This window comes from Microcystis sp. LE19-41.2A (assembly GCF_027530405.1).
Classification (GTDB): Bacteria; Cyanobacteriota; Cyanobacteriia; order Cyanobacteriales; family Microcystaceae; genus Microcystis; species Microcystis aeruginosa.
The window spans coordinates 1-1,976 of record NZ_JAPZQJ010000325.1; the positions used below are offsets into that span (position 1 = coordinate 1).

General features: G+C 41.2%; 3 protein-coding genes and 1 pseudogene. 2 read left to right on the forward strand and 2 right to left on the reverse strand.

All coding sequences use genetic code 11. From position 1 onward, the window contains the following. Nucleotides 1–264: 264 nt before the first annotated feature. The gene (locus O9290_RS13585) at nucleotides 265–609 is read right to left on the reverse strand and encodes a DUF5615 family PIN-like protein (RefSeq protein WP_002794977.1); all 345 of its coding nucleotides are present in this window, start codon (nucleotides 607–609) and stop codon (nucleotides 265–267) included. Further along, nucleotides 606–899 carry a DUF433 domain-containing protein gene (locus tag O9290_RS13590; protein ID WP_288057856.1) on the reverse strand — a complete coding sequence of 98 codons (294 nt, stop codon included), beginning with the start codon at nucleotides 897–899 and terminating at the stop codon, nucleotides 606–608. The genes O9290_RS13585 and O9290_RS13590 overlap by 4 nt, the downstream gene beginning before the upstream one ends. Nucleotides 900–1,276: 377 nt before the next feature. Here O9290_RS13590 and O9290_RS13595 point away from each other — a divergent pair, with 377 nt between their 5' ends. Continuing rightward, complete coding sequence (locus O9290_RS13595) at nucleotides 1,277–1,498, forward strand: hypothetical protein (RefSeq protein ID WP_002755098.1); 222 nt, start codon at nucleotides 1,277–1,279, stop codon at nucleotides 1,496–1,498. Between the two features lie 227 nt (nucleotides 1,499–1,725). Beyond that, nucleotides 1,726–1,976: pseudogene (locus O9290_RS13600) on the forward strand (hypothetical protein); the annotation flags it as partial.

Here is a 1,976-nt window from a genome sequence, read left to right on the forward strand (position 1 = left end):
AGACCTCTTGCAAAAGTCTTAAGTCGATCCTTGTACAGCAACATTTTTGAAGATTATCAACTACTAATAAATAATTAACTGAAAGTCCCTCCCATTATTGTTTCTATCGTTTGTTTTCGGATTTATGCAAGAGGTCTAAAGATTAGATTGAACATTTCTGGGATTTCTGTCTAACAGCAATGGTCAGCGGTGATGAATGAACTAGAACATCGCCGCTTCATCGTGTTAGCTGGCTTGTGCTTAGAGTGTAAGTTTGCGGAGAAATCATGCGTATAGTAACTGATTATTAATACTATCAACAGTTAAGGTGTTGACTAAAACACCAACCCGTTGCACGACCTCGTAGGCAGTTTTCTGAGGGACAACAATAATTCCACAATGTTCTCTGCCTTCCTCTATGAATTGAAGATGCAATCGTTCAAAATCAACTCGGTTGTGGGTGACAAGACATCTACCTAAAGAAGCTGCAAATTCTAATTGTTCGCTGTCAGTTTTGCCCAAAGTTGACTGCTCAGGAACAGTGGTGACATCTAAACCACGAGAACGCAGAAGTGTTGCAACTAACGCCGACATATCTTCGTCCATGTAAAGCGAAGCAAATATGCTCATAGCTTACCCAAAGCTGCGTTTACAGAAGGATGCACCAACTCATCGGGGACTTGGTTACGTTCAATGTACTCGTTAATTTCTGCTTGATGATCCAAATAAAAACTCAAGGCATCGAACACTTGTGCTAAGGTCAAATGAGGTAAATGAGTTGGAATTTCCTCTGGCATCACACCTAATCGCCACAGACCTACGATTGCGCGAATAGATGTGCGAGTGCCTTCAATAATTGGCTCTCCACCTAAAATCTCATTGTTTCTGGTGACATAACGTGAAAGAGTGATAATCGTCATGGAATTAGGTCTCTTAGGGAAATCGCTAATTCTATTTTAGTCAGGGACAGACATGACTTGATCATGGCATCTAGTCGCTAGAGGCATCGTCGGCTAGATGTTTTTTCGGCAACTTAACCTAAGACTGGCTCTAATAGTTTGACTAGAGAAAAAAGAGGTGCGTTACATTTCATTAACTACCAGAGCGGCGTACTGCTACGCAGTGCCTTCGGCATCGTACTGACACAAACCGAAGAACCATAAAGATTAGATTGAACATTTCTGGGATTTCTCTCCAACGGCAAAGTTAGCCTGCTTTTGGGGCAGGGATTAGCGCAAAGGTGGTGTTATACTCAGACAAAGTGCAGAAAGTCAAAATCCGTAACTTTCTTGAATCCATGCTGACAACTACTCAATTTGCGCCCCTGCTAAAGCAATTGTCTTACTCCGATAAGCTCTTATTACTTAACTTTCTTGTAGCCGAGTTGCTCAAGGATTCTGGTATTGTACCGATGTCTATTGAAGATGATCTCCCTAGACAAGGTTTACATGACTCTTTTGAGGCTGCCGCCATTCTTGCTCAAGCATTAAAAGAGAAACAAGAATTGACTCATGGCTAATAAGGTAAGATTTGCTTTCACCGAGGTAGATTCTAGTCTTGGGGCATTAAGTGCGCTTCCTTATTTACCTATAATGTCGGCTTGAAGGAACCCTCGGTTTCACCTCGGAGATGAAAAGTTCCGCCAGCATAGAACAGCGAAGCACGACTAAGAATAACTCTAATCTATAGTTGCCAATTTAACTTTAGTATGCTAGAGTAGTTTGCGTGGTAGGTCGATAACGCAAAATGTTTGTTTTAGAGTACAAGCTTAGAGGAAAACCATCTCAATATCAAGCCATTGATGAGGCTATTCGGACAGTCCAGTTTGTTCGGAATAAATGTCTTAGATATTGGGCAGACAATAAAGGTGTAGGACAAAAGGATGTATATAAATATGTCACTCAATTAAGAAGTGAATACCCTTTTGTTCAAGACCTTAACTCTACAGCTTGTCAACAGGCTTGCGAACGGACTTGGACTGCTATTCTTAGGTTCTA